The organism is Rothia nasimurium (assembly GCF_928392795.1).
GTDB lineage: Bacteria > Actinomycetota > Actinomycetes > Actinomycetales > Micrococcaceae > Rothia > Rothia nasimurium_F.
Genome location: NZ_CAKMTJ010000011.1, coordinates 1 through 17,279, shown reverse-complemented (window position 1 = coordinate 17,279; position 17,279 = coordinate 1). Strand labels below are relative to the sequence as shown.

The 17,279-nt window shown below is 60.3% G+C and carries 16 protein-coding genes; 12 read left to right on the top strand and 4 right to left on the bottom strand.

Going from position 1 to position 17,279, the window contains the following annotated elements; all coding sequences use genetic code 11:
• Positions 1–39 precede the first annotated feature (39 nt).
• The 4 genes from L6963_RS10795 (at position 40) to L6963_RS10780 (ending at position 3,773) form a co-directional block, all read left to right on the top strand.
• A complete protein-coding gene (locus L6963_RS10795; RefSeq protein ID WP_185173747.1) occupies positions 40–366 on the top strand; it encodes a hypothetical protein in 327 nt (108 codons plus the stop codon).
• Between the two features lie 347 nt (positions 367–713).
• Positions 714–2,084, top strand: coding sequence for a DUF418 domain-containing protein (locus tag L6963_RS10790; RefSeq protein ID WP_237207638.1), 1,371 nt, complete (start codon positions 714–716; stop codon positions 2,082–2,084).
• Between the two features lie 214 nt (positions 2,085–2,298).
• Positions 2,299–2,613: a DMT family transporter gene (locus tag L6963_RS10785; protein WP_237187008.1), complete on the top strand. Its 315-nt coding sequence runs from the start codon at positions 2,299–2,301 to the stop codon at positions 2,611–2,613.
• Between the two features lie 23 nt (positions 2,614–2,636).
• Positions 2,637–3,773 (top strand): glycerate kinase, encoded by a 1,137-nt coding sequence (locus L6963_RS10780; RefSeq protein ID WP_237207637.1) that lies wholly within the window; start codon positions 2,637–2,639, stop codon positions 3,771–3,773.
• Here the strand turns inward: L6963_RS10780 and L6963_RS10775 are convergent.
• Both L6963_RS10775 and L6963_RS10770 read right to left on the bottom strand, forming a co-directional pair.
• Entirely contained in the window at positions 3,770–4,813 is a 1,044-nt protein-coding gene (locus L6963_RS10775) for an ABC transporter substrate-binding protein (RefSeq protein ID WP_237207636.1), read from the bottom strand. The two genes, L6963_RS10780 and L6963_RS10775, sit on opposite strands and share 4 nt — an antisense overlap.
• 87 nt (positions 4,814–4,900) lie before the next feature.
• A complete protein-coding gene (locus L6963_RS10770; protein ID WP_237207635.1) occupies positions 4,901–5,878 on the bottom strand; it encodes a siderophore-interacting protein in 978 nt (325 codons plus the stop codon).
• A 148-nt stretch (positions 5,879–6,026) separates the two neighbouring features.
• Between L6963_RS10770 and L6963_RS10765 the strand changes: the two genes are divergently transcribed.
• The gene (locus L6963_RS10765; protein ID WP_237207634.1) at positions 6,027–6,179 is read left to right on the top strand and encodes a hypothetical protein; all 153 of its coding nucleotides are present in this window, start codon (positions 6,027–6,029) and stop codon (positions 6,177–6,179) included.
• An 84-nt stretch (positions 6,180–6,263) separates the two neighbouring features.
• Positions 6,264–9,485, top strand: coding sequence for a replicative DNA helicase (dnaB, locus tag L6963_RS10760; RefSeq protein WP_237207633.1), 3,222 nt, complete (start codon positions 6,264–6,266; stop codon positions 9,483–9,485).
• A gap of 40 nt (positions 9,486–9,525) precedes the next feature.
• Here the strand turns inward: dnaB and L6963_RS10755 are convergent, their stop codons facing one another.
• The gene (locus tag L6963_RS10755; RefSeq protein WP_237207632.1) at positions 9,526–10,212 is read right to left on the bottom strand and encodes a TetR family transcriptional regulator; all 687 of its coding nucleotides are present in this window, start codon (positions 10,210–10,212) and stop codon (positions 9,526–9,528) included.
• Positions 10,213–10,360: 148 nt separating this feature from the next.
• On the opposite strand from L6963_RS10755, the gene L6963_RS10750 reads away from it, so the two are divergent.
• From L6963_RS10750 to L6963_RS10725, 6 genes are all read left to right on the top strand, one after another.
• Entirely contained in the window at positions 10,361–11,023 is a 663-nt protein-coding gene (locus L6963_RS10750) for a DNA alkylation repair protein (RefSeq protein WP_237207631.1), read from the top strand.
• Positions 11,024–11,142: 119 nt separating this feature from the next.
• Entirely contained in the window at positions 11,143–11,826 is a 684-nt protein-coding gene (locus L6963_RS10745) for an Abi family protein (protein ID WP_237207630.1), read from the top strand.
• Positions 11,827–11,867: 41 nt separating this feature from the next.
• Positions 11,868–12,722, top strand: a complete 855-nt coding sequence (locus tag L6963_RS10740; protein WP_237207629.1) for a uroporphyrinogen-III synthase — start codon at positions 11,868–11,870, stop codon at positions 12,720–12,722.
• Positions 12,723–12,778: 56 nt separating this feature from the next.
• Positions 12,779–13,300, top strand: a complete 522-nt coding sequence (locus L6963_RS10735; protein WP_237207628.1) for a DUF421 domain-containing protein — start codon at positions 12,779–12,781, stop codon at positions 13,298–13,300.
• 106 nt (positions 13,301–13,406) lie between these two features.
• Entirely contained in the window at positions 13,407–14,846 is a 1,440-nt protein-coding gene (locus L6963_RS10730) for a sensor histidine kinase (RefSeq protein WP_237207627.1), read from the top strand.
• A gap of 35 nt (positions 14,847–14,881) precedes the next feature.
• Complete coding sequence (locus tag L6963_RS10725; protein WP_237207626.1) at positions 14,882–15,661, top strand: response regulator transcription factor; 780 nt, start codon at positions 14,882–14,884, stop codon at positions 15,659–15,661.
• Between the two features lie 208 nt (positions 15,662–15,869).
• On the opposite strand, the gene L6963_RS10720 is transcribed toward L6963_RS10725, so the two are convergent.
• Complete coding sequence (locus L6963_RS10720) at positions 15,870–16,853, bottom strand: LLM class flavin-dependent oxidoreductase (protein WP_237207625.1); 984 nt, start codon at positions 16,851–16,853, stop codon at positions 15,870–15,872.
• Positions 16,854–17,279: the final 426 nt, after the last annotated feature.

Sequence of the window (17,279 nt, the reverse complement as noted above, 5' to 3'; positions counted from 1 at the left end):
CTTGCGGTTTTCACAGGGGAGTCTGGCATGCTAGAGGGTATGGCTTTACAATCGACACCTCCTGCTGCCCGTACCCGCCGCCCGCAGAGCACCCAGACCCTGATTGCGGCTGCGATTACCGAGGGTGTGGCGGTGCTGACGCTGGTGTTGGCTTTTGTGGTGAATGTGGGGTCCCCCTCAACGGTTCTAGCGACCTTTTTGGGGTTCATGGCGATTTCTGTTGTGGCAGCTACCCTGGCCTTTGTGTTGGCTCTGGTGGGTCTGTTGCGCTTTGCCAGGCACACGCTCTGGTTCATCGTGATTCTGGTGGTGTCTGTGCTGGCTAACCCGGTGCTCTGGTTCTTCTTGATTGGCTACTTCTCCTAGAAGTTCCCCGGGCTGGCCGGGGCCTGCCCGCGCCCGGGAGGTACCCACGGGCGTCCGCAAAAATACCCAGCTTGCTCCCAGGCAACTCAAAACCCAGTTCAAGCCTAGTGCGGTTATATAGATGTAACAGCTCGAAAGGCTACAAGAAGCGAATGTGTGTGTGCTTCGAAAAGCGGGTAATGCTGAACCCGGTTTTCACTCACTGATGGCGAGACCAGTATGGGGGTCTCGCCATCGGTGTTTAAGTTGTTTTCACTGCTGAGGGTCTCTTTTCACCCGTCCGGCGGATGCGCCACCTACTCGTTTTCTCTAGGGTAGAAGTAGGTACCCACACACGAAAGGTAGCAATGGAGCACCCTATCCAGCCCTCTCATCGACAACAACCACAGGCTCAGTCCACGCATGCCTTGGCTCCGCAGCCTCAGCCCTCACAGGCCCAGGCGTCATCCACCCGCTCGCGTATGCTGGTGCCCGACGTTGCCCGCGGGCTGATGCTCTGGGGCATTGCGGTAGCCAACGTGGCTACAGCCTGGGTGCTCTTTGCGGGCGGCCCGGCCTCGATGACGGGCCGGGTGGTAGATGGCAGCTTCTGGGACAAGCTGACCATCATGTTTACCACCTCCTTTGTGCATGCCCGCGGCTTCCCCATGTTCTCGACCCTGCTGGGCTTTGGGGTGGGGCTGATTGCCGCCAGCCTCTACCGGCGCGGTTACCCCCTACCGAAGGCCCGCGGAGTGATCGCCCGCCGCTACGGTATGCTGGCAATCTTTGGCGGCCTGCACATGGTCTTTCTTTTCTGGGGCGACATTATGCTGGCTTACGGCCTGATTGGCCTGTTCATGGCCTGCCTGATTGCGGTGCGCACCAAGGTCCTGCTCTGGGTCGCTGGGACGCTCTTTGTCGTGACCAACCTGGTGGCCCTGGCCGGGGTGCTCCTGCTTCAGGCGGTGCTGGGCTCTGGCCAGCTCCAAGAGTTACTGAACGGCGGCAGTGGTGATTTGTTGCAGGTCACAAGCTACTGGTCGGTGCTTCTCAACGGCCTGATTGTGCTGCTGGGCAGCCTCCTCGGTGTGCCCATGCAGGCTTTCATGCTGCTCCCCCTGATGCTGCTGGGGTTTGTGCTGGCGCGAGAGGGCGTGCTGGCTGAGCCCGCGCGTCATCGCCGGGTACTGGTCTGGCTGGCCGGGGTGGGTCTGGCGGCTGCCCTGGGCACTGGCATCCCCGCCGGGCTTGAGGCCTTGGGTGTGCTGCATACCGGCGTTTTCGGGGTGCTCACGATGACCCTGGGCGTGCTGGGCGGCCCGGGCTTTATTGCCTTGCTGGCGCTGGCACTTGCCGGGGTTCAGGAGCGTGTGGACGCCGGTGCCCCCGTCCCTGCCCCGCTTCGACCCCTGATTGCCCTGGGTAAGCGGTCCATGACCGGCTATGTGCTGCAGTCGGTGATTTTCTTGGTTATCTTTGGCAGCTTTGCCCTGGGGCTCTTTGCGGACGCCGGTGCCGCCCTGCTCCTGCTGGTCGGCACAGGCGGGTGGCTGGTGACGGTTCTCGTAGCGGTGGCCCTTGAAGCGGCGGGCAAGCCCGGCCCGCTAGAGGCCCTACACCGCAGGATGTCTTACGGTAAGGGTGGGCTTCCGCAAGTTTGGGTGCCACCGGTGGGCGTCCTGCCTACTCATGCGGGACCTCATGATTCCCAGGCTGTGCACAGGAACGATATATAGGAGCTTAAGAAGGCTCCGCCATACTAGAGGTACAAGGTTCGAAAGAGCAGCCGCCCGCAGGGTGGCCCTGGAGAATCTCAAGAAAGCAGTAGTGTGTGTTTCTTGCATGGGGCCTAGCCCTGATGTGTAAATGTGTGTGTATTGATGAGGCCGGGTCGGGGGACCCGGCCTCATCGTTTTAAACTGTGCGAGTGCGCCCCTAGAATGGGTGCTTATGCACTGGCTTATTCTGATTATTTCTGGTCTCTTTGAAGCTGTCTGGGCAACGGCCCTGGGTAAGTCTGAGGGGCTGACCCGCTTGACGCCCACCCTGGTCTTTATTGGGGGTCTGGTGCTGAGTATGGTGGGCCTGGCCTATGCCATGCGGGAGCTGCCTACTGGCACCGCTTATGCCGTGTGGGTGGGCGTCGGCGCAACCGTCACCGTCCTCTACGCCATGGCGACCGGCACCGAGCCGGTTTCCCTGCTTAAGGTGCTCTTCCTGCTCATGATTGTGGCGGGTATTGTGGGGCTGAAAGTCACCTCTTAGAGAGATAGGCGCATAATAGACCCATGAAGGTTTTACTCGCTGTCGATAAGTTCAAGGGCACGCTCACCGGTGCCCAGCTCACTGAGGTGCTCGCTGCCGGGTTAGAGGGGGCTGCCGGGTGTGAGGTCATCACCTGCCCCATTGCGGACGGCGGTGACGGCACCGTAGACGCCGCCCTGGCCGCCGGCTACAGCGAAGTCACCTGCACCGTCACGGGCCCCTTTGCCGGTCAGCCGGTGACCGCCCGCTACGCCTACTCGCCAACTGAACGCACGGCCGTCCTTGAAATCGCCGAAGCGGGCGGCATTGCCCGCCTGCGCGAAGACCAGCTGGATACCTGGCGGGCCACCTCTTTCGGGGCCGGTGAGCTGATTCTGCACGCGGTGGGCGCGGGTGCGCGGACGCTCATCATCGGCCTGGGCGGGTCTGCCAGCACCGACGGGGGAGCGGGTCTCATGCAGGCGCTCGGTGTGAAACTTCAGGACGCTGCGGGGCGCGAGCTTGCCCCTGGAGGCGGGGCGCTGGGGCAGCTGGCTTCAGTTGATCTGACCGGGCTTGATGAGCGTCTGGCCGGGGTAGAAATTATCATGGCTAGCGATGTGACCAACCCGCTGTGCGGTCCCTCCGGCGCTGCTGCTGTCTACGGGCCCCAGAAGGGGGCTACTGAAGAGCAGATTCCCCAGCTTGACCAGAACCTGCAAAAACTAGCCGATGCGGTAGAGGAAGCCCTCAATGTTTCACGTGGAACATTCGCTACCGCCCCCGGTGCGGGTGCTGCCGGTGGTCTGGGCTTTGCCTGCCTGTCAACCCTAGGGGCCACCATGCGCCCCGGCGTTGAGGTCTGTTTTGAGCTCACCGGCTTCCACCGGGCCCTGGAAGGCGCTGATCTTGTGATCACCGGCGAAGGAAAATTCGACGAGCAAACCCTCCAGGGCAAGGGCCCGGCCGGGGTTGCGGCAGAAGCCTCCGCCCGCAACCTGCCGGTTATCGCCGTCTGTGGAATCAGTGAACTCTCCACCGGCCAAGCCCGCGACGCCGGTTTTACGGCCGTCTACTCGGTGGTGGGCGATACCGCCGCCACCCTGGAAGAATCCCTGGCCAACCCGCGTCCTTACCTCCACGAACTAGCGGCCAGCATCGCCAGCGCCCACCTGCGCTAGGAAGCTGCGCGCGTGTTCTCTACAGCCCCTGCCAGGTCTGCAAGCAAGGTGGTCTCGTTGAGAGCCCATAGCACTGAGAGCGGCGAGGCAGCAGAGAGGGCGAGCCCCTTCTGCTTGTCGGTCTCAAAGACCGTCGCATCATTCTTGAGGGCGGGCAGCTGGGCGAAAAGTTCATGGGAACGTACTGCCTCTGCTTCTTCAGCAGAGTTGGCCCAGGCCCAGATGACGTCGCACTCAACCTGGTCAAGAACCTCAGAAGAGATAGTCATATAGACACCCTCGGCCTCACCCTCATGCTCGCTAATGTAGGGGGCATTGACCATGCCAAGAGAGGTGAAGAACTGGGGGCGGGAGTCCTCTGAGGTGTAGGCGCCAAAGGTGTTGGCAGCGGTATCGAAGTAGCCAGCAATGAAACTTGCCCCGTTCAGAACAGGGTGCTCCGCAACTGCCTCTGCAAGCTTCCCTTCAACTTCTGTGATGAGGGAGGTGGCGTCGTCCTCCCGCTGGAGCATCTTGCCTGCCATTTCAAGGCACTGCTGCCAGCTGGTCTCGTAGGCCCCTACTCCTACCGGGGCAGGAATTACAGGGGCGATGCCCGAGAGTTTATCGTAGACCTCCTGGGTCATGTCGCCGTAGGGGGAGAAAATGGCGTCAGGTTCTAGGGTGGCAAGGGCTTCGTAGTTGGGGCCGTCGGTCTCGTCGTAGCGGGTGGGCTCTTCGCTGCCTAGCTCGGTGAGCTTAGCGTCGAACCAGTCGGTGGAGCGGTTGGCGTTCTCACCCCAGCTCACATAGGGGGTGCCTGCTGGGACTACGCCCAGGGCAAGAAGGGCATCGGGATTTTTCCAGGGCTGAACAACAGCAATTTTTTCAGGAACAGCATCGAAAGTGGTGCTGCCGAAGGCATGATCAACGGTATAGCTACCCCCGCTGGCCTTTGAAGTTGAAGAGGGGGTGTTTGAGCCTGTTGAACATGCAGAAAGGACGCCTGTGAGGGCGGTTGCTGCTGTGAGCTTAAGGAAGGTTGCGCGGGTGAGTGCCATCAGTAAAACTCCATTTTTAGGTTTGCCTAAATCTCTGATTAAGTTACCCTAAAAATTTATATCTTTTGATGACACCCTGTACCCAAACTACTTCTTCTTCCAATACCCCTTGGCATAGCCGTGCCCCTTGGGTACGCCCAACTCCCGCCGCGCCCAGATACGCAGGGGGTGAATAGACCCGGACTCACCCGCCAACCAGGTACACACCGACCCCTCCGGCAGAGGGTAAGCCATCACGGCCTCAGCCAGCGCCCCGCGCCGGGCAGAATCCACCCAGACCACCTCAAAATTCTCAGGAGCAGCAATCACCTGCTGTGACGCCTCTCCGGGCACCTCAATCACGGCCACACCCCGGGCGCTCGCGGGCAGGCTCTCGATCCAGCGGGCCATACCGGGTAGGCCGCTTTCGTCCCCGGCTAGCAGGTAAAAGTCGTAGTCCTTGCTGATGGAGTACCCCGACTTCGCCCCCAGAAAATGCGCGCTATCGCCCACAGCAACGGTGCGGGCCCAGGTCGTCCCAGCCCCGTACTCGTGCAGCATGATGTTGATTTCCAGGGCCCCGGTGCGTTCGTCAAAGTTCCTGACCGTGTACTTGGCGGTGGTGGTCGGCTGGCTCCATCGCGCCTTGCCCTTCTCAAAGGTCGGCGCGGGCAGCACCTCCCCCTTCTTGCCGGTCACCAGGTAGATGTATTCACCCACCAGCCCCTGGGCTTCAATCCGCTTGCCGTCAGCAGGTTCGGCAACCACCCGCATGACGGTGGGCGTCAGTTGCCCCACCTCGGTCACCCGGTAGTGGGAGTAGCTGCCCCGGTACTTGCCCGACTTCATCGGCTGCGGGTAGGACGCCCCCGCCCCGCCCCGGGTGCCCCCGGCATCTGAGGCGCGGGTTGGGTTCTGCACAGGGGAGGTCGCGAGCGCCGACCCCTGCCCGGCGGCGAGCGCCTTTTCCAGCTTCTCCACCCGCTTGAGCAGCTGCTTCTGCCCCTTCTTTAGGTACTTCACCTCGGCCTTGAGGCCCTTGAGCTGCTCCTTGGCGTCCTTGCCCTTGCTCTTTGTGCTGCCCACCGGAGTCCTTTCTCTGGCTACGACCAGCCCCTCTTGGCACTGACCGGCTCAATCTCTAGTACTTAAGTACTCTAGCTAGAACCCATGCTACCGAGATAAAGTTAAGCCCATCACATCACCGTCGCTGTGGACACCAAAGGAAGTAGCTATGACTCTTTCCCCTACCCCCGGCTACTTCTGCCTCCTCGCAGCCCTACGCCGCGCCCCCTCCATACCCCGCCTTATCGCAGCAGTCACTGCCCCCACCCTGGTACTGCTCTATGCCCTCTTTGCCGTCTACTACTACCTCACCAGCATCTAGTCTCACAGCGAAGCGGTGGTCTCCGGGCGCTCGCAGGTGAGATGATAGAAGCTCATCATATTCTTCACCACCGAGGGGGCCGCCTTGTCTGAGAGCCAGTCTGAGTTCGTCCGCACACCGCCGCACGACGACACCGCCGAGCAGTCGGTACTGGGCGGTATGATGCTCTCCAAGGACGCCATCGCCGACGTCGTTGAGGTCATCGGCGGCGGCGCTGACTTCTACAAGCCCGCCCACGAAATGATCTATGAGGCCATCATCCACCTCTACGGGCACGGCGAGCCGGCGGACGCCATCACCGTAGCCGACGAGCTAACCAAGCGCGGCGAACTGAACCGCGTGGGCGGGGCAGCCTACCTGCACTCCCTGATTGCGGGCGTCCCCACCGCTGCTAACGCCGGGTTCTACGCCGAAATTGTGGCTGAACGCGCCATGCTCCGCCGCCTGGTGGAGGCTGGCACCAAGATTGTACAGCTGGGCTACTCCGGCGACGGCGAGGCTGAAGCCCTGGTCAACGCCGCCCAGGCCGAGATTTACGGCGTCTCTGCCAACAACACCAAGGAAGACTACGTCCCCCTCTCTGAGGCCATGAACAGCACGGTCGAAGAGATTGAGGCCAACGGCTCCCGCGACGGCGGCATTCACGGCGTGCCCACCGGCTTCATCGAGTTCGACGAGCTCACCGCCGGCCTGCAGCCCGGGCAGATGATCGTGATCGCGGCGCGTCCGGCGATGGGTAAAGCACTCGCCCTTGATACCCCCATCCCCACCCCCACAGGCTGGACCACCATGGGCGATATCCGCGTGGGCGACACCGTTCTGGGTGCAGACGGGCACCCCACGACCGTCACGAACGCTACCGATGTGATGACCGGGCGTCCCTGCTTCAAGGTCATTTTTGATGACGGAACCGAGATTATCGCGGACGCCGAGCACCAGTGGCTCACCGAAACCCGCGCGTCCCGTCGGGCACACTCGTCAGCTCTGGCGGGTTCAGGTGGGGGGCGTGTGCGGACGTCTGTGGGCGCGCAGGTGCGCACCACTGCTGAGATTCGTGAGACGGTTCGCTGCGCGACGGCTGACCGTCGAGCCAACCACTCCATTGCTAACACCCGCCCGCTCCAACTGCCCGAAGCTGACCTACTAGTCGCCCCCTACACCCTGGGAATTTGGTTGGGTGATGACTCAACAGCCTTGGCTCCGAGTGCTGAGAGCCTGCGTACTCTGGGCATTCTGAATAATAAGCACATTCCTATGCAGTACCTACGGGCCTCTGAAGCGCAGCGCCGAGCTTTGCTGGCAGGGCTACTCGATAGCGACGGCACCGTTACAAACGCCGGGTGTATTCAGTTCACGGTTACGAACCGTCAGCTGGCGTACGATACCCAGGAGCTGGCGCTTTCTTTGGGGTACCGCACGGGTATGGCAACGAAAAAGGTCAAGGGCAGTAGCGAGGCTACGTCGACGGCCTACAAGCTGACCTTCTCTTCCTCTGATTCTGTTTTTGCTCTGTCTCGCAAGAATCAGATGCACCGTGATCGCGATGCCCGTCCGACCGCTAAGCGGAGCTCTCGCTACATTGTTGCTGTGGAGCCTGTTGATTCTGTGCCGGTGCGCTGTATTGAGGTAGATAATGAGCAGCATCTTTTCTTGGCTTCTCGTGCTTTTGTGCCCACCCATAATTCGACGTTTGCCCTAGACATCGCCAGGTCTGCTGCCATTAAGCACGGTATGACCACGGTGTTCTTCTCCCTGGAAATGGGCCGCAACGAAATTGCTATGAAGATTCTTTCGGCTGAGGCTGGCATCAATCTGTCCGACCTGCGCAAGGGCAAGCTGGACGATGACCAGTGGGCCAAGATTGCTACCGCCATGGGCAAGATGGATTCGGCTCCGCTCTTTATCGACGATTCACCCAACATGACCCTGATGGAGATTCGCGCTAAGGCCCGCCGCCTGAAGCAGAAGAATAACCTCAAGCTGATTGTTCTGGACTACCTGCAGCTGATGAGCTCGGGTAAGAAGGTTGAGTCGCGCCAGCAGGAAGTCTCGGAGTTCTCGCGTGCTCTCAAGCTGATGGCTAAGGAGCTTGAGGTGCCCCTGATTGCCCTTTCGCAGCTGAACCGTGGTTCTGAGCAGCGCACCGATAAGAAGCCGCAGGTGTCGGACCTTCGCGAGTCGGGCTGTCTGACTGCCGATACTCGTGTACTTCGCTCTGATACGGGAGCTGAAACAACGATGGGTGAGCTTTTTGAGCAGGGCGCTCAGGACGTCCCGGTATGGTCCTTGGGGGACGATATGCGTTTCGTGGAGCGGCACCTGACCCACGTCTTTTCTACGGGCGTGAAACCTGTTTATCGTCTAACGCTAGCTTCGGGTAAGACCCTGCGCGCTACCGCCAATCATCCCTTCTTTACCTATACAGGTTGGAAGGGGCTGGGTGAGCTTGCAGTGGGCGATCGTTTGGGCGTACCCCGCCATGTTAACGGGCCATCTGCCCAGACGCACTGGAGCGACGAGCAGGTCATCGAAGCTGCTTCTACAGCACCTGTGCTGGGTGTTCCCTCTAAGGTATTTTCCTTACCGAAAGAGCAGATTCGCCTTTTCCTGCGCATAGTGTTCTTAGACGTGCAGACTGTAGATTCATCGGTTACGGTGAACCTGCCTCGACCGGTTGCTGAGCAGGTAAGCCTTCTGCTTCTACGTTTTGGTATTTCAACGGTCGTTGAAGATGGTTCTCTGTCTGTGTCTGAGCATGATGATTTAGTCCGGTTTAGCTTTGAGATTCAAGACATCGAGATTCAGGACGCCGATGTTCCGCTGGGCAGGAATGAGCAGGTTTGGGGGCAGGTAGGTGATGTTCTGCGTGAGCCTACTCGAGTAGCTGATGCTCTTACATCTGCTGGCGTACGAACGAGTGCTCCTGTGCTGACTCAGGTAGCTAGCGTCCTTGATGCCGCTGAGCTCGACATGCTTGCGGTCAATGACCTTTTCTGGGACACCGTCACCTCTATCGAGTACGAGGGAGAAGAAGAGGTCTTCGACGCCACTGTGCTAGGGAACCACAACTTCATCGCCAACGGCATCACCGTTCATAACTCTATTGAACAGGACGCTGACATGGTCATTCTCTTGCACCGCGAGGATTACTACGAGAAAGAATCAACCCGCGCAGGCGAGGCGGACGTCATCGTCGCTAAGCACCGTAACGGCCCCACCAAGACCATCGCGGTCGCCTTCCAGGGCCACTACTCGCGCTTTGCCAACATGGTGCACGATTCCTACACCGGCACCGAAACCTTCTAACCCCAGCCTAAAAACAAGCCCCCAGGAGGCGGCCCTCTCGTTAGAAGAGGCCATCAAACAGCGACAGCTGCTCCTGGGGGCTCTTCTTTTTCGGCGCGGGTCGGGTCTTACGGGAGTAAGAATTCCCCTCAAGATAGCTCTGGACTGCCGGTGCGGTGCGTTCAGCCAGTTCATCGGTGCTGAGCGCGACAAGGTGGGGGAGCTGTAGAAGGTAGCGCCCCACGGCTAGCCCCAGAAGTTGGGTACCTAAGAGTTCTGCGGACGCCTCATCCAGGTTGGGTAGCAAAGGGCTAGCGGCGCTGTGTGTAAGGTGTCGTGCTAGAGCATCCTTGATGGTTGGGGTGGCATCAGTTGAGGCCAGCGCTGAACGCACGAGCGCTCTCAGAAGTGGGCCAGTCTCATCTGACTCCCACATCTGCAGGTAGGCAGTTACAAGGGTTACCCCCTGACTGTCGGCACCCGATGCTGGCAGGGCTGGAGCCTTCTCAGCGTGGTCCGCCATCTCATCGAGCAGAGCTAGAAAAAGTGCTTCTTTCGATCCAAAAAAATGTCGAACCAGGGCTGGGTCTACCTTGGCCTGGGAGGCGATAGCTCGAACAGATGCTCCCTCAAAGCCACGTTCAGCAAAAAGCGTTCTCGCGGCGTTGAGGATGTCCTCGCGCGAGCGGGTACCGCCGCTGCGCCGTCCGCGGGGGGAACCAGAAGTAGTAGAGTGCTGAACTGCCATACGCTCAGTCTACCCAAAAATTCCTCATTCGTAGATGAAATTCATCATGTGTAGAATAATATCCTCACCTGTTGAATTATCTAAGATATTTCAACAGAAGCACCAACCTGCTCCAAACACTCCACCCGTCACCACTCGAAAGAGCCCCATGAATTTCTCTGCCCTGCATGAGACCCTTACAGCGGCGTCCAATCCCGTCAATGCCGCCCCCATGGCCGCCTACATGCGTAATCAATTCCCCTTCCTGGGAATTAAAACCCCGCAGCGCCGGGAACTCATCAAACCCCTGCTGGCAGAGGCCCGGGTAGAAGCGAAGACTCAGGGCATAGACCGCAGCTTCGTTGAGGCCTGCTGGCAGGCTCCGGAACGGGAGTTCCAGTACGCCGCGCTCGATTATCTACACGCCCTGCGCTGCTACCTCGAACCTGAAGACATCGACTGGTTGCGCGATCTCATCGAAGAGAAAAGCTGGTGGGACACCGTTGACCGCCTCGACACCATGGTCGGCGAGATTCTCTGGCGCAACCCCAACGACGACCTCATTCTTGCCTGGGCGCAGGACGCCAACTTGTGGGTGCGCCGCGTAGCTATCGACCACCAGCGCCCCCGCAAGGCCGCTACCGATACCGTCCTGCTCGAAAAAATCATCACCCTCAACTTTGGTTCCAGGGAGTTCTTCATCAATAAGGCCATCGGCTGGTCCCTGCGTGAGTACTCCAAGACCGACCCCGCCTGGGTTGCAGACTTCATCGCCCGCCATGGCACCCGCATGGCCCCTCTGAGCGTGCGCGAGGGCTCTAAGAGGCTCTAGATAAATGAATAATTGGCTGGTATTCTGAAGCGTAGAAGCCCCGGTGGAGCGCTACTTCAAACTCATGTTGGAGTATTCTCGCCGGGGCATTGTCATATCACAAAGGAATGATGTCTAGGATGCAGGAAACTCATTGGGTAGAGCAGTGGCTTTCAGCGGAAAGATGGGAAACCTATAAGCGTGCAGCTCATGAAGATTCTAATTTAGCCCTGCGTCTATACGAGTGGAATACTCAGCTGGCAGGGGCAATCATGCACGATGTGGCTCATATCGAAGTAGCCCTTCGCAATACTTACAACCGTGTCATTTCTGACTCGTGGCCTGGTTCAAATCACTGGCTACTAGATTCTGTATCACCTGTAAGAGCGCCTTTGATACGAGTACGGAATGGGCAGAAAAGAGACTTGAACGCCCGTAACCGTTTAAGTATTGATGAAGCGGCGAAACGTACTCGCTTATCGAACCCCCTACCTGGGCAAATTATTGCTGAGTTATCTTTTGGGTTCTGGCGTCACCTTACATCGGCGGCGTTAGAGAAAACTTTGTGGGTGCCGTATCTGCACGAAGCCTTTCCTTCTAAAACAGATCGAAAGAAAATAGACCGGGATCTTGCTCTTGTGAATGGTGTGCGTAACCGTGCAGCGCACCACGAGCCTTTATTTACCGGCCGAAGACTACAAGAGGTTACGGAGGCACACCAGGCTATCGGTATGCTCGCTTTCATGTTTCTCCCGGAGCTCGGTGAGCATCTTCGCCAAACAAGTTCTGTGAACTTGTATTTAGAAAATCGTCCCTCGGAGTAGGGATTCTTCTGTCATTTCCACCCCGGCGGTACCCTGGTGTTATGACTTCCTCAGCTTCTTCACCCCGCGCGTCCGCCGCTCCCGATGCCGGCCTGCTGGCCGGTAAGACCATTGCCGTGACGGCCTCCCGTCGTACTCAGGAGCAGGTTGCTGCTTTCGAACGGCAGGGGGCGCGCGTGCTGGTGGCCCCCACCGTCTGTATCGTGCCGGTAGCAGATGACACCGAGCTGCACGCGGCCACCGACCACATCCTTGCCCATCACCCCGACGTCCTGCTGGTTACCACCGGCTATGGTCTGAACGGCTGGTTTGATTCTGCCCGCGAGCGCGGTCTTGAGGAGCAGCTGAGGCAGGCTCTTGCGGGGGCTACGATTTTGGTGCGTGGCGCTAAGGGTAGGGGTGCGGTGCGTGGTTTGGGGTTTGAGGACGCTGGTATGGCGGCGCAGGAGCGTACGTCGGCTTTGGTGGATTTGGCGCTTGAGCGTGGTGTGGCTGGGTTGCATGTGGTGGTTCAGCAGCACGGGTCGCCGGATGCCGCCGAGGAGCGACGTTTGGTGGATGCGGGGGCGCGGGTGACGGCTGTGGTGCCGCATAGGTGGGAGGCTCCTGAGCGTCCTGAGCTGGTGGATGAGTTGATTGATGCCCTGGTGAGTGATGAGCTGGATGCGGTGACGTTTACTGCTGCTCCTGCGGTGTCTGCCCTGTTTGAGGCGGCGTCGGCTCGCGGGGTGTTGCCGCAGGTGATTGAGGCTTTTAAAACGGGAACTATTGCTGCTGCTGTGGGGCCGGTGGCGGCTGAGCCGCTGGAAGAGGTGGGCATTACCCCTCTTGCACCCGAGCGTTTCCGCCTGGGGGCTCTGGTCAAGGAACTAACCGTAGCTCTTTCTGCTAGGTAGGGCCGGTGGGTATCTTCGAGCCGCCGCAGGGGTGGGGCCCTGCGCTAGTTGAGTATTTGGGGATCGAGCCCTGGCGTATTCCGGTGGTGATGCTCTCTGCTGTGGGTATCTACCTGACCTTTTTGGTGCTGGTGCGTATCTTCGGTGTGCGGGTGCTGAGCGGCTGGAACGGTTTTGATGCGGTCATCATCATTATGTTTGGTGCGGTGGCGGGCCGCGTGATTATTGGGCACCCGCCGACGCTGGCGTCTGGCATGGTGGGGCTGGGCACGCTCATGCTGCTGGAGAGTATTTTTGGTGCGGTGCAGTCGGTGACCGGCATCCGGCACATCAATCACAAGCCCCGGGTAATTATGGCTCATGGCAAGTTCGTGGTGCGCCATTTGAAGCGCTCGCATTTGGCACCGGCTGAGGTGTACGCGGCCCTGCGGAAGGCCGGGGTGTCGCAGCTGAGTCAGGTGCAGTGCGTGGTGCTGGAGGCTACCGGCCAGCTGTCGATTGTGCGCGAGGGCGTGCAGATTGACCCGCAGTTGCTGCGCGGAGTGGTGGGTGCCGATAAGGTGTTGAAGAAGCGGTGAGGACGCCCGGGGTAGAGCCAGCTCTACCTGGCAGGTGGGGTGCGGGTGAGGTAAGAGTAGAGACTGCCCCACTGTGCTCGGGGGTTTGGAGCGAAAGAATAGAAGCATGACAAGCACCGATTACACCCTGCATGACGCCGCACCTGCCGCCCCTGCGGCAGGGAGCCAAGCACCGGCGTCCTTTGATACTGACCCCACTGACCAACCTAAGCCCATCAAGAGCCTGTGGCGCCGTATGGCTAACCCCTTCTATATCTTTACTGCCGGCCCCTGGATTGCCTTTGCGGTGTTAGTAGCCCAGGGCATTGTTGCCTCCCTGGTGTCTGGCCTGGCCGCCTCTTTGATTGGGCTCCTGGTTCTGCCCTTCGTGGCGATTGGCTTCGGCGTGTATGAGCGCTGGCGTCTGGCTAAGACCGGTCACGGTGTCGTCGCCAACGGCCACGTGGACTACCCCAAGGCTGGTTTCTTTGAAGGTGCCCTTTTCCGCCTCAAAGAGATTGCCACCTGGCGCGAGGTCGGCTCCCTGGCACTGACCACCGTCTGGGGCTGGCTCGCCGGTATCGTCTTTTTCCTCCAGATCATGATAATCGGTGCCGCGGTTGCTGTTGCCTCCTACCTGTATACGGGCAGTAGGCTCTACCTCGACTGGCAGTACCTTTCCCTCTACTCCCAGGGGGAAATGAACTACTACATCAACCAGGGCCTTCTTCCCGCAAGCGGCCAAATCTTTGAAGTTACTCCCCAGTACTGGTGGGTCTTCCTGGCCGCTATCCCCGTCCTGCTCATCATCTTTGCCTACGTCAACGGCCTGCTGGCCGCCACCGGCGCTAGCCTCTCCAAGCTGATCCTGTCCTCCCGCCCCGAAGAACAGGAACGCGAACTGGCCCACCTGACCGCCTCCCGCGCCACCATCGTCGACGCCTTCGAGGGCGAACGCCGCCGTATCGAACGCAACCTGCACGACGGCGTCCAGCAGGAACTGGTCAACCTCAACCTGCGCCTTGGCCTAGCCGAGATGGAAGCCAAGAACCTGGTTACTGATACCCAGGACGCCCGCGTCGCCGCCCTGCTCAACCACGTCACCGAGGCCCGCACCCAGCTCTCCCACGCCCAGCAGACCCTGCGCGACACCGTCCGCGGTATCTATCCGGCGGTGCTGGAAGACCACGGCCTCAAGGCTGCCCTGGAAGAACTGGTGCGCCACAGCGTCCTGCCGGTCCACCTGACCTACGACGCCCCCACCCGCCTGCCGCGCGATATCGAGCGCACCGCCTACTACACCGCCAACGAGGCTCTGACCAATACCCTCAAGCACGCTCAGGCCCAGTTTGTCTCACTCTCTGCCTTCGTGGCGGGGGAGTCTCTGGTGGTTACGGTAGAAGACAACGGTATCGGCGGCGCTGACCCCGCCCGCGGTACCGGACTTGCCGGCCTGGTAGAACGCGCTGCTGCCCTGGGTGGCACGGTGCAGGTAGATTCCCCTGCCGGTGGCCCCACCCGCCTGACCCTGGCCCTGCCCCTACCCAAGGACTCAACAACCCTGTAGCGTTTCACGTGAAACATTGTCACGAAAGGTGCCCCATGCGCATTATCCTCGCCGAAGATTCCGCCCTGCTCCGCCAGGGGCTGACGATGGTGCTAGGGGCGCTGGGGCACTCTGTGCTTGCAGAAGCCGAGGACGCCCCCACCCTGCTCACCGCCGTCGAGGCGGCTATGGCGGGGGAGGGGGTCGATGCCGTCATTACCGATGTGCGCATGCCGCCTACCCACACGTCCGACGGACTGAAGGCTGCCCTGCAACTGCGCGAAACCTACCCGGGGCTTCCAATCGTGGTGCTCTCCCAGTACATCACCACTGCCTACGCCCGCGAGCTTTTCGCCCGCTCCGCGGCCGGGCTGGGCTACCTACTCAAAGACCGGGTGGGGGACGTCGAAGAATTCGCCCGCGCCCTCGATACCGTGGTGGCAGGTGGCACCGTCATCGACCCGGACGTCGTCCAGCACCTTCTCGGCGGCACCTCTAGCGGGCAGATACCCGTCACCCCGGCTGGTGCTTCCGGCGCGGACGCCCCCACCCCCTCTCCCTACCCCGGGGCAGGGGGCAGCGGGGGAGCGTCCGCCCGCCAGCCCGGCCAGGCAGTGCACCCTACCGGGGGCAAGCTGGCCAGGCTCTCCCCGCGCGAGCTGGAAATCCTGCGGCTCATGGCCCAGGGGCGGTCAAACGCAGAGATCGAAGCTGAACTTTTCATATCCCCGGCAACCGTCGCCAAGCACGTGGGCAATATCTTCGACAAACTCGACCTACCCGCCGATACCGGCAACCGCCGCGTCCGCGCGGTCTTGGCCTTTCTAGAGGGATAACTATCTATAAAAGGTGGAACAGGCTCACGCTCGCTGTCGACCCTCTCGCTGGTTCGCTAGCTGGCTCGCAAGCTCGCCAGATTCGCACCGAGATTTGTTTTCCTCGCGCGCTCGGAATCTCGGTGCTCATCACCAGCGATTCACGCCAGCCCCGTGCCAACAGCTTCGCTGTGAGCCTGTTCCACCTTTGCCTTGTTAGTAACTCGTTCTATTTCTGAATCATGGCCTGCGCCAGCACCTCAAGGCCGCGGTGGGCCTGTTCCGTGCTGGGGGAGAGGTTAGAGATCATCAGCTCGTCGGCCTGTACCGAATCAGCGAAGCGGGTGAGGTAGTCACCTACCTGCTCCGAAGTGCCTACCGCGGTGTAGCGCAGCATATCCAGGATCTGCTGGCCCTGGGGTGAAGCGACCAGCATATCCAGCTCGTCGTCGCTCAGGTCGCGGTCATCTAGGCGCATCATGGACTTCACCCGCTGCCGGTGCGCAATTACCTGCTGGGCGCGGGCGTCCTCTTCTGTATCGGCGGCAATCACGTTAGCCGCAGCGATCACGTAGGGCTGCTCTAGCTGCTCTGAGGGGGTGAAGCGCTCGCGGTAGACCGCTATGGCCTGTTCCAGGTGAGTGGGGGCGAAGTGGGAGGCAAAGGCATAGGGCAGGCCCAGGGCACCAGCGAGGGAAGCGCCGAAGAGGGAGGAGCCCAGAATGTAGAGGGGCACATTGGTCCCTGCCCCCGGGGTGGCGTGGACGCCGGGCACACGGGTGTCCCCGCTCAGATAGCCTGCGAGTTCCTGGACGTCCTGGGGGAAGTTCTCTGCGTCCTGCGGGTCCCGGCGCAAGGCGGCGAGGGTGCGCATGTCGGTACCGGGTGCCCGGCCCAGGCCCAGGTCGATGCGGTCGGGGTACATTTCGGCCAGGGTGCCAAACTGTTCTGCCACGGTAAGAGGGGAGTGGTTGGGCAGCATGACACCGCCAGCTCCCAGTCGAATGGTTGAGGTCTGTGCACCAACGTGGGCAATAAGCACTGCCGGGGCTGCTGAGGCAATGCGCTGCATGTTGTGGTGTTCTGCGTACCAGATGCGTTCGTAGCCGAGTTTCTCTGCGTGCTGGGCTAGCGCTACAGAGCGTTTGAAGCTGTCTGCGGGGCGTTCACCCGGGAAAATGAGGGCAAAGTCGAGCAGGGATAGGGCTGGCATGGTGAATGTCCTTCTCTATATAGGGGTTGTGTACGCCTGGCATAACGGGCAGAGAGGGGTGCAGTATTCCTTGAAAACGGGTCAGGGAGGGCAGTTTGGGGGAGTTTTGAAGGTTTTTCAAAGAATTTTAGGTGTAGTGGGTCATAGATGTGAGCCATAGACCTGCCTCACTGACCGCCTGTGACTAGGTGAAATACTGTTGGTGGAGGTGCTTTGCGGGGCTAAAAATGGGTGTACGGACGCCTGTGGGTGGTTTTTGGGGTCATTTTCGACTTGCGAAGTGTTTTGAACCTGCGTAGAGTATTACGAGTCGCCACGGCACAGGGGAAACCCGCCAAGCGACAAAACACCTAGTCACATAGCGAATTCAGGCCCCGGCCGGAACCGAGAAATCCCAACTCGCACGAGTGAGATTTTGAAGTAATA

Coding starts and splice junctions, on each gene's coding strand:
- L6963_RS10750 (WP_237207631.1), top strand. CDS start 10,361: ATGAATTTCTCTGCCCTGCATGAGACCCTTACAGCGGCGTCCAATCCC.
- L6963_RS10765 (WP_237207634.1), top strand. CDS start 6,027: ATGACTCTTTCCCCTACCCCCGGCTACTTCTGCCTCCTCGCAGCCCTA.
- L6963_RS10755 (WP_237207632.1), bottom strand. CDS start 10,212: ATGGCAGTTCAGCACTCTACTACTTCTGGTTCCCCCCGCGGACGGCGC.
- L6963_RS10725 (WP_237207626.1), top strand. CDS start 14,882: ATGCGCATTATCCTCGCCGAAGATTCCGCCCTGCTCCGCCAGGGGCTG.
- L6963_RS10790 (WP_237207638.1), top strand. CDS start 714: ATGGAGCACCCTATCCAGCCCTCTCATCGACAACAACCACAGGCTCAG.
- L6963_RS10775 (WP_237207636.1), bottom strand. CDS start 4,813: ATGGCACTCACCCGCGCAACCTTCCTTAAGCTCACAGCAGCAACCGCC.
- L6963_RS10730 (WP_237207627.1), top strand. CDS start 13,407: ATGACAAGCACCGATTACACCCTGCATGACGCCGCACCTGCCGCCCCT.
- L6963_RS10745 (WP_237207630.1), top strand. CDS start 11,143: ATGCAGGAAACTCATTGGGTAGAGCAGTGGCTTTCAGCGGAAAGATGG.
- L6963_RS10795 (WP_185173747.1), top strand. CDS start 40: ATGGCTTTACAATCGACACCTCCTGCTGCCCGTACCCGCCGCCCGCAG.
- L6963_RS10780 (WP_237207637.1), top strand. CDS start 2,637: ATGAAGGTTTTACTCGCTGTCGATAAGTTCAAGGGCACGCTCACCGGT.
- L6963_RS10720 (WP_237207625.1), bottom strand. CDS start 16,853: ATGCCAGCCCTATCCCTGCTCGACTTTGCCCTCATTTTCCCGGGTGAA.
- L6963_RS10740 (WP_237207629.1), top strand. CDS start 11,868: ATGACTTCCTCAGCTTCTTCACCCCGCGCGTCCGCCGCTCCCGATGCC.
- L6963_RS10785 (WP_237187008.1), top strand. CDS start 2,299: ATGCACTGGCTTATTCTGATTATTTCTGGTCTCTTTGAAGCTGTCTGG.